General features: G+C 72.0%; 9 protein-coding genes. 3 read left to right on the plus strand and 6 right to left on the minus strand.

The genetic code is table 11. The features are described 5' to 3' along the window. Positions 1–55: 55 nt before the first annotated feature. Entirely contained in the window at positions 56–1,111 is a 1,056-nt protein-coding gene (locus H563_RS0109540; protein WP_022882377.1) for an FUSC family protein, read from the minus strand. A 28-nt stretch (positions 1,112–1,139) separates the two neighbouring features. Here H563_RS0109540 and H563_RS0109545 point away from each other — a divergent pair, with 28 nt between their 5' ends. Beyond that, a complete protein-coding gene (locus tag H563_RS0109545; protein WP_022882378.1) occupies positions 1,140–1,718 on the plus strand; it encodes a MarR family winged helix-turn-helix transcriptional regulator in 579 nt (192 codons plus the stop codon). A gap of 183 nt (positions 1,719–1,901) precedes the next feature. Beyond that, positions 1,902–3,284 carry an HNH endonuclease signature motif containing protein gene (locus H563_RS0109550; protein ID WP_022882379.1) on the plus strand — a complete coding sequence of 461 codons (1,383 nt, stop codon included), beginning with the start codon at positions 1,902–1,904 and terminating at the stop codon, positions 3,282–3,284. 20 nt (positions 3,285–3,304) lie between these two features. Here H563_RS0109550 and H563_RS17420 read toward each other — a convergent pair whose 3' ends face one another. After that, complete coding sequence (locus H563_RS17420; RefSeq protein WP_022882380.1) at positions 3,305–4,444, minus strand: C40 family peptidase; 1,140 nt, start codon at positions 4,442–4,444, stop codon at positions 3,305–3,307. Positions 4,445–4,601: 157 nt separating this feature from the next. Then, complete coding sequence (locus H563_RS17425) at positions 4,602–5,423, minus strand: C40 family peptidase (RefSeq protein WP_022882381.1); 822 nt, start codon at positions 5,421–5,423, stop codon at positions 4,602–4,604. Between the two features lie 397 nt (positions 5,424–5,820). Here H563_RS17425 and H563_RS0109565 point away from each other — a divergent pair, with 397 nt between their 5' ends. After that, on the plus strand, positions 5,821–6,189 hold the full coding sequence (locus tag H563_RS0109565; protein WP_022882382.1) for a GntR family transcriptional regulator: 369 nt from the start codon (positions 5,821–5,823) through the stop codon (positions 6,187–6,189). A gap of 24 nt (positions 6,190–6,213) precedes the next feature. Here the strand turns inward: H563_RS0109565 and H563_RS0109570 are convergent, their stop codons facing one another. Genes H563_RS0109570 through H563_RS0109580 form a run of 3 tightly spaced genes read right to left on the minus strand, consistent with a single transcriptional unit; the run spans position 6,214 to position 12,467 of the window. Next, positions 6,214–10,254, minus strand: coding sequence for a proline dehydrogenase family protein (locus H563_RS0109570; RefSeq protein WP_022882383.1), 4,041 nt, complete (start codon positions 10,252–10,254; stop codon positions 6,214–6,216). A gap of 44 nt (positions 10,255–10,298) precedes the next feature. After that, a complete protein-coding gene (locus H563_RS16030; RefSeq protein WP_022882384.1) occupies positions 10,299–11,303 on the minus strand; it encodes a DNA-3-methyladenine glycosylase family protein in 1,005 nt (334 codons plus the stop codon). A gap of 48 nt (positions 11,304–11,351) precedes the next feature. Then, positions 11,352–12,467, minus strand: coding sequence for a bifunctional 2-methylcitrate synthase/citrate synthase (locus H563_RS0109580; protein WP_022882385.1), 1,116 nt, complete (start codon positions 12,465–12,467; stop codon positions 11,352–11,354). Positions 12,468–12,482 lie beyond the last annotated feature (15 nt).

Genomic DNA, 12,482 nt, shown 5'->3' on the forward strand with positions numbered 1-12,482 from the left:
CTGTTGTTCGGCGTCACGAACCGGCGTCGCTAACTGACGTCACTACCCGGCGTCGTCAGCCCGCGTCGGCGCCGGCCTTGCGCCGCGCCTCGGCCGCGACGGCGATCGCGACCGCGACGACGGCGCCGATGAGCGTCTCGACCCCGCGCTCCCAGATCAGCTCGCCCAGGGGGCGGTGACCCGACAGTTCGCCCATCATCAGCACGAGCGGGGTGATCAGCAGCAGCGCGATCGTGTAGTTGCGCACCACGAACAGCTCGATGGCGCCCTGCAGCACGATGATGAGGATGATCGAGACGATCCCCTCGGGGCGGAGGGCGAGGAGCGCGGCCCCGATGCCGAGGCCGATGATCGTGCCGACGAAGCGGTGGGTGGCGCGCAGCACGCGGTTGTACCGGCCCGAGACCGAGAGCGCCGCGATCATCGACACCATGGCCCAGTACGGATGCCCGATGCCGATCAATCCCGGGATCGCGCCGGCGATCAGCGTGCCGCAGCCCAGCATGATCGCGTGCTGCCACAGTCCGTGGGCGGGCGGCGGCACGGGCGGGTGCGTGTGGTACGGATTGCGCAGCCGGCCTTCCTTCGCGCGCCAGATCAGCCGTCCCGCGTATCCGATCACGAGCGCCCAGGCGACGGATGCCGCCGCCGCGATGATGCCCTGGCCGACCTGCGCGGGCGTCGCCGTGATGCCGGCCACGCCGGCGAGACCGAAGATCTGGAACATCGGCCCGGGCGGGGTCCACCGCACGCGGTCGCCGAGCAGCGACCCGCCGAACGCCCAGACGGCCGCGACCGGGATGACGATGCCGTAGCGGTGCGGGGACAGCGAGATGAGCGCGCCCAGCGCGACCGACAGCAGCAGCGCGGAGCCGGCGATGGCCTGCAGCCGCAGCCGGGAGAGGTGCGGGAAGTTGCGGCCGTAGACGCTGGTGAAGGCGCCGAAGACGGCGTACATCGTGAGGTCTTCGCGGCCGATCGCCCAGAGCACCACGAGCGGACCGGCGGTGGCGAGGCCCACGCGCAGCGCCGCCCAGTGGTCGCGGTCGTGCGGCCGCACCTCGAGCAGGTCCCGCCACCGGGGAAAGAGGCGGGGCGCGTTGTCGGTCACGGATTTAGTTTACCCGTAAAATAATGGCGTGGAATCCACGGACCGGGCCCGCGTCGAGGCGGAGCGCCCCGATGATGCGGCGAAGTTGCGGCCCGACGACGCGGCGGAGCGCCCCGATGATGCCGACGCGGTGCGCGCGGCGTGGTCGCGCCTGCTTCCGGGCGTCGACACAGAACCCGTCGAGATCGTCTTCCGCGTGCTGCGGGCCGCGCGCCTGATCGAGCGCCACAGCGATCGGCAGCTGGCGGCCGCCGGGCTGACGCGGCCCGAGCTCGAGTTGCTGATGCTGTTGCGTCGATCGGATGCGGCGCTCTCCCCCACCGCGATCGCCGATGCGCTGCTCTTCACCGCCCCGGCCACGACCAAGCGCCTCAGCGCTCTCGAGGCGCGCGGCCTGCTCAGCCGGGTGGTGAACCCCGACGACCGGCGCGGCTCTCTCGTCACCCTGACCGAGTCGGGCCGCCGGCTCGTCGAGCGCGTGCTGCCCGAACAGCTGGCGCTCGAGGCCGAGCTGCTCGGTGGCCTGTCACCCGCGGAGCGCTCGCGCATCGCCGCGGCGCTGCGCACCCTCCTCGCCGCCGTCTCGCCAAGCACGCCGGTCGAGTAGCCGGCAAAGCCCCCTCCTCCCTCGCTGGTCGAGTAGCCGACGCAGCCGGCGTATCGAGACCCGCTTTTCACACCCGACATTCGCACGAGTTTTCCCCAATCTCCCGCCGCAGCCCCCGAATGTCAGTGGCACCTCCTACCCTGTCCTCAGAGCAGAAATAGAATGTCTCTTCGAGGAGCACCCGTGGGCGAGATCGGCACCAGCGCCACCGACGCGATGACGCGCCTGGCCGCCCTGTTGCCCGCCGCGCCCGCGACCATGACGATCGACGAGCTGCTGGGGTTCGCGGCATCCGTCGAAGAAGTGGGTCGTCAGATCGACGGCCTCAGGCTCTGGGTGGCGCAGGAGATCGACAACCGCTCCGACGCGTCGCTGGGCGACGACTCGCTGGCGCGGCGGCTCGGCGCTCGCACCGTCGCCGACGCCGTCGAGCGCGTGACGCGCACGAGTCACGCCGACGCGTTCCGTCGCGTCAAGCTGGCGCGTGCCCTCCGCCGGTTCCCCACCGTCGCACAGGCCGTGACAGACGGATGCCTCGGCCGCGAGCAGCTCGACGCGATTCTGCCCGACCCGCTGCTGCGCGCCGCCGGGGTCGCCCATCCCGAAGACGTGTCGGCCGCCGAGTCCGCCCTCGTCGAGTCGGCGCAGACGCTGCCTGCCGATGCGGTGCGGCTGCAGGCGCAGACCTGGGCCGTCGCGCTCGACCCCGACGGGCTGCCGCCCCGGGAGGACGATGCGCTCGAGCGGCGCTTCTTCACCATCGGCCGTGACCAGGGCGGGCTGGCGAAGATCTCGGGGCTGATGCCCGTGGAGCAAGCGGCCACCCTGCGCAGCGTGATCGACGCCTACGTGAACCCGAAGGGCAGGGTGGAGTTCTCCGACGCCACGGGTGGCGGCGCGGGCGACGAGGTCGCTGATCGAGACCGCGACCGCGACCTCGGTCTCGACCCTGACGGCGCCGCGGGCGCGGATGCGCCCAAGGATCTGCGCACCGCCGCACAGAAGCGCGCCGACGTGGTGCACGCGGTCTTCGCCGCGCAGGCCCGCGCGGCCGAAGTGCCGACGATGGGCGGGGCGCATCCGACGCTGCTCGTGACCGTCACGGAGGCCGAGCTGCGGTCGGGCAGCGGCGCCGCCTGGGTCGACGGTGAGGACGAGCCGATCAGCATCGCCGCGGCCCGGCAGCTGGCCTGCACCGGCGGCGAGCAGCGCGTGGTGTTCGGCGACGACGGCGAGGTGCTGCACCTCGGGCGTACGGCGCGAGTGTTCTCGCCGGCGCAGCGCCGTGCGATCGCGGCCCGCGATCGTGGCTGCGTCATTCCGGGCTGCGGCATGCCGGCCAGGTGGTGCGAGGTGCATCACGCCACGTCGTGGTGCGACGGCGGCCAGACCGAGGTGGGAAACGGCGTGCTGCTGTGCTGGTTCCATCACCGGCAGGTCGACGCGGGGCCGTGGCAGGTGCGAATGTCCGGCGGCGTGCCGCAGGTGCGCTGGGTGCTCGGGCGGCACTCCTCAGAATGGGCTCCGGCGAGGGGCGCCCCGCCGCCCGTGCGGAGCCGCAGGTGACGCCCCGCAGGGCCCTGCGACTACTTACCGGCGGGCAGGATGCGAAGGAAGTGGATGCCGACGGGCTTCCAGATGTCGACCGACTCGATCGACACCTTACGGCCGGGGGCCGGCGCGTGCAGCACCTGACCTCCGCCGAGGTAGATGCCGACGTGCTCCAGATTGTCGAAGACGACCAGGTCGCCGGGCTTGGCCTCGGCCTCCGTGATGCGCGTGCCGAGGGTGTCCTGCACGGTGACGGCGTGGGCCATCTCGATGCCGACCGACTCGTAGGCCCGCATGGTGAGGCCCGAGCAGTCGATGCCGGTGTGGCTCGCCCCGCCGAACACGTACCAGGTGCCGATGTAGCTGAGCGCGGTGTCGACGATCTTCTGCCGCTCGCCGCCCATGGTCATCGCGTCGGCGATCGCGGGGGCCGCCTCGTTCACGTCTGCTCCGCCCTGCTCGGCGACGATCGTGGCGATCGCATTGGCGACGTAGTTCACGTCGTCGACGCTCGGAGTTTTCACCGAGTCGGCCACCGACAGCAGTTGCTGCGCCGTGTGGCCGTGGGCGTCGACCGTGGTCGCGGACGGGTTGATCGCGTTGGCATTGGCGGGCACCACGAGCAGCAGCGACGGCGCCAGTGCGAATGCGCCGAGCGCCGACAGCACGGTGCGACGGATGCTCCGCCGGGCCGGCTTCGGGCGTGCCAGCACCGCGACGGGGGTCGGGGCCTGGTCGAGGTCGGGCAGCACCCGGTGCGAGCGGATCAGGTCTTCGGTGCGGCGCACATTCTCTTCGGCGACGACCTCGTCGACCGGCGCCGGACGGGTGACCTTGTGGCCCGGCGCCAGCGGCGGAACGTGCGCCTCCCGCCGGGCGCGCCCTTCGCGCAGCGCACGCGCCTCGCGGCGGGTCATGGGTTGGTGGGACTGAGCCTGGTGGGCGTGAGCCTGGTGGGCGGGAGTCTGGGGTTTGAGATCCTGCTGTTCCGGAGCCACCGCCCAGCGGTTAACGACCGCGGTCTCGTTGACGACGGGGATCTCAGCCGTGCGCGGCGCGCGGCGCTGCCGGCGCAGCGCGGTGACCTCGGAGGAGTGGACTTCTCCAGCGGCGGCGAGGTCGGCGATCAGAGCGTCGAACGCGTCGAGTGACGCACCGATCCTCTGCTCTGCCATGCCTGCTGTTCCCGCTCCACTCCGTGCTCGGGACCGTCCGCGTGGCACGGCACCCGAGATCGACTCTCGTTGTCCCCCAGATGACGGCCCGCCCCGTCGCCGCGACACTACCAGAGGCTCGCTGCACTGTGCATCTGAACGGCGCCGGTACAACTGCTCAATCGGCGAGGATGCGGGTGAAGTGGTACGCGACGCCCTGCCAGTCCGACAGCTCCTGGATCTCGACCGATCGGCCGGGAGCCGGCGCGGCGATCAGACGCCCGGCACCCAGATAGACCGCGACGTGCTCTTCGTTGTCGAACACGACGAGGTCGCCGGGCTTCGCCGCCGCTGCCGAGACCGGGTGCCCGGCGTAGTCCTGCGCCGACACGTAGTGCAGGAGTTCCACGCCCGCCGCTTCGTAGGCGCGCATGGTCAAGCCCGAGCAGTCGATGCCGGTCTTGCTCGCACCGCCGAGCACGTACGGCACGCCGAGGTAGCTGAGCGCGGTCGTCACGACGCGAAGTCGCGCGCCGGGCGCGGAGCCGAGCGCGGCGGCCGTCTCGTCGGCGACCTGCAGGAGGTCGCTTTCGCTGCCGGTGCTGCTGCCGCTGTCGCCGGTGGTCACCGCAGTGGATGCCGATGCCGATGCCGATGCCGATGCCGATGCCGATGCCGCAGTCGATGCCGAGGTGGTGCCCACCGCCTCGCGCACGAGGGCCTGCACGTCCGGCCCGATCGACTGGTAGCTGACCTCGACGAGTCGCGGCGCGGGCACGTCGCTCGGCACGGAGAGCGTCTGCGCTTCGGTCGCGGCGACCGGCTCGGTGCTGATCGAGCCAGTGCTGATCGAGCCAGTGCTGACCGAGCCGGTGCTGACGGAGCCAGCACTGACCGGCTCGGTGCGGTTCGTGAGCACACCGGCGTGCGCCGGCACGGCCAGCGCGAGGGATCCGACGATGGAGAGGCCCACGCCGGCGAGAAGAGAGAAGCGTCGCATTGGGGGTACTGATTCGGGGGTCGAAGCGGACAGAAGAAGCGGACAGAAGAAGCGGACAGAAATGGTCACAGCTATGCCGGCCAGGTCGGATGCACCGGTTCGGGTTCCAGCGCCATGGCCGCCGGGAATCGTATGCAGGCGCGCTGGACCGGTTCACCCAGGAAGGCGTCCGCAGCGCTCGCGCGTGCCCTATGCATGCTGCAACTTGCAGCCGGAACGGCCCGATTCCCGGGCTTTTCGAAGCCGCCGGGTTGCCGCGGCGGGTCGCCTCGCGTTTAGATTTCGCTAGTGACCTGGAAAATTGTCACCCGCGCCCGGCCGGGCGCGAAGCCCGAGCGGGGGCGTCCGGCGTGAGGGGTGCGACGGGTGCACCGGGCCGAATCGGGGGGTCTCTGGCATGCAACTGAGAATCGACGCAACAAACCCTGCGCCTGCGTCCGAGCAGGTGCGCACGCAGGTGATGGTGCTGGTGCGCGACGGCAAACTGCCGCCGGGAGCGAAGCTGCCGACGGTGCGCAGACTGGCCGACGAGCTCGGCATCGCCGTCAACACCGTCGCGCGCGCGTACCGCCTGCTCGAGGCCGACGGCATCCTCGAGACCTTCGGGCGCCGCGGCACGTTCGTCGCCGACTCCGGCGACGCGATCCAGCAGCAGCTGCACGCCGCCGCCACGCAGTACGCCCGCAAGATCGCGAGCCTCGGCATCGGCGCCCGCGACGCGATCGCCGCCGTCACCGCGGCGGTCAACGCGGAGCTGGAGCCCTAGCGCCGGAGCCCTAGAGCTGGAGTCCTAGATCACATCCCGGGAGAGCGCCGTCGGATTCCCGAACCGGTGGTTCGTGATCGAGATCGCCTGCTCCCGGAAGAACGGCAGCAGCTCGATGCGGCCCGAGGCGGTCACCTCGCCGTCGTAGATCGCCACCTCCGGGTCACCGCGCAGCGCCCGCGCCGTCGCGAACCGGTCGCCGCCGATGAGACGGATGCGGTGCACGGCGGTCGCGGTCGCGTATGCCTCCCCCGGCTCGACGCCGTTCGGGGAAAGACTGACCGAGGTGAAGGTGAGCCGCCCGAGCCAGAAGTCGTCGTCCTCGATCCGGTGCGGGATGGCGTGCGCCTCGAGCCACGCGATCACCCCGTCGGGCAGCGGCATGGCCGACGACACGTCGAACGGCGCGCGCGACAGCGTGGCGGCCGCGAGCACGCGCATCAGCTCGGCGAGGGTGCCGTTCTCGCCGAGACGGATGCTGACGGGCACGGGCCGGTAGCGGAACAGGTTGCGCTCGACGCCGAGGTTCGCCGCATCCGTCACCCTGCCGTATTCGGTCGCGTAGGCGATCGCGTCCGACAGTGCCGAGCGGCGCACGAGGTCGAACTCCTCGTAGCTGAGCGCGGACTGGGCCGACTCGATGAGCTCCTGCACGTCGACGTCGAGGCCGCGCAGGTGCAGGCTCGCGCTGTGCTCGCCGGGGTCGGTGCGCCAGGAGCCGAGCGGCAGCAGGGTGTTCGGGCCGCCGGCCTTCACGGTCGTGCCCACCGAGGAGCGCTTCCAGCCGCCGAACGGCTGGCGCTGCACGATCGCGCCGGTGATGTGCCGGTTGACGTAGAGGTTGCCCGCCTCGACCCGCTCGAGCCAGAAGGCGAGCTCGTCGGAGTCGAGGGTGTGCAGCCCGGCGGTGAGGCCGTACTCGACCGTGTTCTGAAGCTGCACCGCCTCTGCCAGGTCGTGGGCGCGCATGATGCCGAGCACCGGGCCGAAGAACTCGGTGAGGTGGGTGCGCGACCCGGGCTGCACGCCGATCTTGATGCCGGGGCTCCACAGGCGGCCCGGGCGGCTCGAGTCGCGGTCGAGGCACTGCGGGGCGACGAGCCACTCCTCGCCCTCGTCGAGCTCGGTGAGCGCTTCGAGCAGCTTGCCCTGCGCCGGTTCGATGAGGGGGCCGACCTGCACCGTGGGGTCGCTCGGGTAGCCGACGCGCAGGCTGCGGGTCGCGTCGATCAACTGCCGGGTGAAGCGCTCGTCCTCGGCGACGGACCCGACGAGGATCGCGAGCGACGCGGCCGAGCACTTCTGGCCGGCGTTCAGAAAGGCGCTCTTCACCAGGTCGGCGACGGCGAGGTCGACGTCGGCCGAGGGGGTGATCACGATCGCGTTCTTGCCGCTCGTCTCGGCGAGCAGCGGCAGGTCGGGCCGCCAGGAGCGGAACAACTGCGCGGTCTCGTACGACCCGGTGAGGATCACCCGGTCGACGCGCGCGTCGGAGACCAGCTGCTGGCCCAGGCTGCGCCCGTCTGAGTCCGGTTGTTGAGGATCCGGTCCCTCCTCCACATCGACCAGCACGAGGGTGTCGTGCGGCACGCCGGCGCGCCGCAGCACGTCGACCACGACGGCCGAGCAGCGCTTGGCCTGGGGCGCGGGCTTCACGATCACGGCGCTGCCCGCGGCGAGCGCCGAGAGCATGCCACCGGCGGGGATCGAGACGGGGAAGTTCCAGGGCGGCGTGACGACGGTGAGAGCGGATGGCTCGAACTTCGCCCCCTGCACCGTGTCGAGCTCCCGGGCGAGGGCGGCGTAGTAGTGCGCGAAGTCGGCGGCCTCGCTCACCTCGACGTCGGCCTCGGCGATCGTCTTGCCGGTCTCGGCCGCCATCACCTCGATCAGCTGATCGCGGTTCGCGCTGATCGCGAGGCCGACGGTGTCGAGCACGGCGGCGCGCTCCTCGCCGGGCAGCGCGCCCCAGCGCCGGCCCGCCTGGCGGGTGGCGGCGATGATCTGGTCGAGCACGGCCGGGTCGGTCACGCGGGCGGCGAGGATCGCGGCGATGCCGAGGTCGCTTCCCGGCACGCGCGAGAGGACGCGCTTGCCCCAGGCGCGGTTGGCCGGCAGCGCGGGGTCGGTGTCGGAGACGTTGCGGAAGTCAGCGAGCGTGTGGGCGGTCACGCTCTGCGCAGTGCTCTGCGCAGCGCTCAGCCCGAGTTCCGCGGCCTGGTCGGGGTCCATCGTCCAGGCCGTCTCGGCCGATCCGAGCGACGTTGTGGGCAACTCGGTCGTCGGCAACTCCGCCGTCTCGCCGCGGAACCGCCACGCGTCGCGGCGGGGCAGGCCCATCACCGCGCTCGTGAGCCCCTGCTCGGCGGCCTCGGCGGCCGGGTCGACCGGGTCGAGACGGATGTGCAGCAGCGACGTCGCGCTCTCGTCCTGCCATTCGCGCATCCGGTCCTGCGTGCGGTTCGGCAGCGGAGCGGCGCCGAAGGGCTCGCGTACGCTCTCGTAGCCGTACACCGCGTCGAGGAACCGGTCGCGCTCGCGCTCGTAGAGCGCCCGGCTGGTTTGCGCGGCGGCGCCCTGGGCCGCGCTCGCGGCCCTGCTCTCGGCACTGCCCGGCGCCAGCGCGAACATCGCCGACATGAAGTTCTCGGGCGACGCGTTCTCCTCGAGGCGGCGCACCAGGTACGAGATCGCCACGTCGAACTCGTCGGGGTGCACGACCGGGGTGTACAGGGTCAGCGTGCCGGTGGTGCGGGCGACCGCGTCGGCCTGCTCGCCCGCCATGCCGAGCAGCATCTCGAAGTCGATGCCGTCGCGGACTCCGCGCGCGCCGGCCAGCAGCCACGCGAAGGCCACGTCGAAGAGGTTGTGGCCGGCGACGCCGATGCGCACGGCGGCGATGTGCTCGGGGGTGAACGCCCAGTCCAGCATCCGCTTGTAGTTGATGTCGGTCTCGCGCTTGCTGCCCCAGGTGGCCAGCGGCCAGCCGTGCAGGGTCGCGTCGACCTTCTCCATCGCGAGGTTGGCGCCCTTGACGATGCGCACCTTGATCGGGGCTCCGCCCGCGACCCGGCGGTTCTGCGCCCACTCGGTGAGATCCTGCAGGGCGTCGAGCGCGTCGGGCAGGTAGGCCTGCAGCACGATGCCGGCCTCGAGGTCGCGCAGCCGCGGGTTGGAAAGCAGGCGTTTGAAGACGGCGATGGTCAGATCGAGGTCGCGGTACTCCTCCATGTCGAGGTTGATGAACTTGCCGGCGCGCGTGCCGGTGCCGGTACCGCTGCCGCCCGTCGGCGCGGACGCCGCCGCCAGCTCGTACAGGGGCGTGAGCCGCTCGACCACCTTGTCGACCGCGTCGTCGAACGCCCACATGGTGAGGTTCGAGACGATCGAGCTGACCTTGATGCTGACGTAGTCGACGTCGGGGCGCTCGAGCAGCCGGCGCACGCCCTCGAGCCGGCGCGCCGCCTCCTCTTCGCCGAGCACGGCCTCGCCGAGCAGGTTGAGATTCAGGCGGGGCGTCACGGGCCTCGCAGGCGAGGCAGCCGTTGATGACACGGATGCCTCGGCCGGTGCCGCCGCCCGCGTTCCGCGGGGCCGGCGCAGCCGCTGCAGCGTGCGGCCGAGGGTCTCGGGCTTGTTGTCGACCACGAGGTGGCCGACCAGCCGGCGCAGCACCCAGCGCGCCGTGGGCACCACGAGCCAGGGCAGGGCTGGACCGAGCAGTCCGCCGAGCCACAGCGCGAGGCGGAAGTACCACGGCAGCACGGCGGGCACGCGCGGCGCGAGCCGCTGCAGGGTCGCCGCGGCGACGCGACGGTCGTGGGGCCGGGCGACGCCGTCGATGAACTGGACGGCGAACTCGAGCCCGCCCTCGACGCTGAGCAGCTCGGCGAGGCGCCGGGCGCCCGCGGTGCGGCGGGTGGCGCCGCTGCCCGGGGCCGAGCTCCCCCCGCTGCGATCAGTGAGCCACTGCTCGACCAGGGCGACGGCCTCGTGCGCGATCGCGCTCAGCTCGCCGGGCGGCAGATCATGCTGCTGGGCGGCAGCCGGGTCGGGGGTGCTCATGGATACGAGGATAGGTCTCGGGCCCTGCCCTCACCGGTGCACCGCTACCGGAACCGGTGATCCGTGATCGTCGCCCGGGGGCCGCGCCGCTCGGGCAGCCGGCCGCTCGCGAGGATCAGCCGCACGATCCGCTGCCGCTGCCCCGCCCACGGCGCGAGCAGCTCGAGCATGCCGGCGTCGTCGCAGTGGCGGTCGCCGGCGAGCGCGTACCCCACGAAATGCGGCACGTGGTAGTCGCCGACCGACACCTGGTCCGGGTCGCCGTGACTGCGCTGGAACGTCTCGGCGGCGGTCCAGGGGCCGATGCCGCGCAGGGAGGTGAGGGTGCGCGCATCCGTCGCCCGTTCGATCGCGTCGGCGCGCGCGGCCGCCTCGACGAGCGTGCGGCTGCGGGTCGGGTCGACGCCGGCCTGGTGCCACTCCCAGCTCGGGATGCGCCGCCACTCGGCGGGGGTGGGCGCGAGCCGCAGCCGCGCGGGCGCCGGCCCGGGCGCCGGGTGGCCGAAGCGGGTCACGAGCCGGGCCCACTCGCGGTACGCCTCGAGGCTCGTGACCTTCTGCTCGAGGATCGCCGGCGCCAGCGCCTCGAACACCCGGCGCGTGCGCGGCAGGCGCAGCCCCGGGTTGCGGCGCAGCGTCTCGGCCAAGAACGGATGCCGGGACAGATCGAGCTGCGACCAGTCGTCGCCCGCGCCGAGCAGCTCGGGCACCCCGGCGATCGCCCACTCGGACCCGGGGCCCCACGCGCGGGCGTGCACCGGCGCGCCGACGGCCGCCTGCTCGAGCCGCAGGGTGACGGGGCCCGACGGGGTGTGGAAGGTGCGCCAGACGGCGGAGCCCCCGCGTCCAAACCCGCCGGTGGAATGTTGGGCCCCGTCCCACTGGGTGGTCGGGTCGTATGGGCCGCGGCCGATCGGGGCGAGCGTGGCGCGCAGGTCGACGGGGGCGGCTGGGGCGTAGGTGGTGGAGAGCGGAGTTGTGGAGACCGGAGTTGTGGAGACCGGAGCTGTCGGCGAAACCTGAGCCGTCGCATCCGTCACCACCGTCATGCGGCCCAGCGTAGGCCGCACGCCTGACAGCGCCGCGCCCGCCGCGCGCTACACGTCGCGCTGCGCGGGGCCCGTGTAGAGCGACAGGGGGCGGATGAGCGAGTTGTGCGCCCGCTGCTCCATGATGTGCGCCGTCCAGCCGGTGATGCGGGCGGCCGCGAACAGCGGGGTGAAGGTCTGCGTGTCGAAGCCCATCAGGTGGTACGCCGGGCCCGAGGGGTAGTCGAGGTTGGGCTTGATGCCCTTGCGCTCGGCCATCGCCTGCTCCAGCGCCGTGTACAGCTCGAGCAGGTCGGGGCGGTTGTAGTACTCGACGAGCCGGTCGAGCGCCGCCTTCATCGTGGGCACCCGCGAGTCGCCGTTCTTGTACACGCGGTGCCCGAAGCCCATGATCTTCGCCTTGCGCTCGAGCGCGTCGTCGAGCCACGCCTCGGCCCGGTCGGCCCGCTCGATCTCGGCGAAGGTCACCATGACCGCCTCGTTCGCGCCGCCGTGCAGCGGGCCCTTGAGTGCGCCGATCGCGCCCACCACGGCCGAGTGCAGGTCGGAGAGCGTCGAGGCGATCACCCGGCCGGTGAAGGTCGAGGCGTTGAACGAGTGCTCCGCGTACAGGATGAGCGAGACCCGGAACGCGTCGACCACGACCTCGTCGGGCACCTCGCCGAAGGTCATCCAGAGGAAGTTGCTCGAGTAGTCGAGGTCGGTGCGGGCGGGCACGGCGTCCATGCCGTGGCGGCGGCGCTGGTCGTAGGCGACGATCGCGGGCAGCTGGGCGAAGAGCCGCACGGCCTTGTCGTAGTCGCTGCGCTCTTCGTCGGGGAACCTGGTCTCGCTCGCGCCGAGCAGGCTGACCGCGGTGCGCAGCACGTCCATCGGATGCGCCGACACGGGGATCCCGTCGATGAGCCTCTTCACCTCGGGCAGCAGCTCCCGCTGCCCGCGCTCGACGGCCTCGAAGGCGACCAACTCCTCCGGCGACGGCAGCTCGCCGTGCCAGATCAGGTAGGCGACCTGCTCGAAGGAGCAGTGCTCGGCCAGCTGCTGCACCGGGTAGCCGCGGTAGAGCAGCGAGTTGGTCTCCTGGTTGACGCTGGAGATCTCCGTCGTGTCGACGACGACCCCGGCGAGGCCCTTCTTGATGTCGGGGCTCGCTGTGTCGGTCATTGCTCCTCCTCGAGC

It is taken from the genome of Gryllotalpicola ginsengisoli DSM 22003 (genome assembly GCF_000419445.1).
Taxonomy (GTDB): Bacteria; Actinomycetota; Actinomycetes; order Actinomycetales; family Microbacteriaceae; genus Gryllotalpicola; species Gryllotalpicola ginsengisoli.

What these genes read in the sequence shown, in the direction of transcription:
- H563_RS17420 (WP_022882380.1), bottom strand. Translation starts at nt 4,444, where the DNA reads ATGGCAGAGCAGAGGATCGGTGCGTCACTCGACGCGTTCGACGCTCTG.
- H563_RS17425 (WP_022882381.1), bottom strand. Translation starts at nt 5,423, where the DNA reads ATGCGACGCTTCTCTCTTCTCGCCGGCGTGGGCCTCTCCATCGTCGGA.
- H563_RS0109565 (WP_022882382.1), top strand. Translation starts at nt 5,821, where the DNA reads ATGCAACTGAGAATCGACGCAACAAACCCTGCGCCTGCGTCCGAGCAG.
- H563_RS0109570 (WP_022882383.1), bottom strand. Translation starts at nt 10,254, where the DNA reads ATGAGCACCCCCGACCCGGCTGCCGCCCAGCAGCATGATCTGCCGCCC.
- H563_RS16030 (WP_022882384.1), bottom strand. Translation starts at nt 11,303, where the DNA reads ATGACGGTGGTGACGGATGCGACGGCTCAGGTTTCGCCGACAGCTCCG.
- H563_RS0109580 (WP_022882385.1), bottom strand. Translation starts at nt 12,467, where the DNA reads ATGACCGACACAGCGAGCCCCGACATCAAGAAGGGCCTCGCCGGGGTC.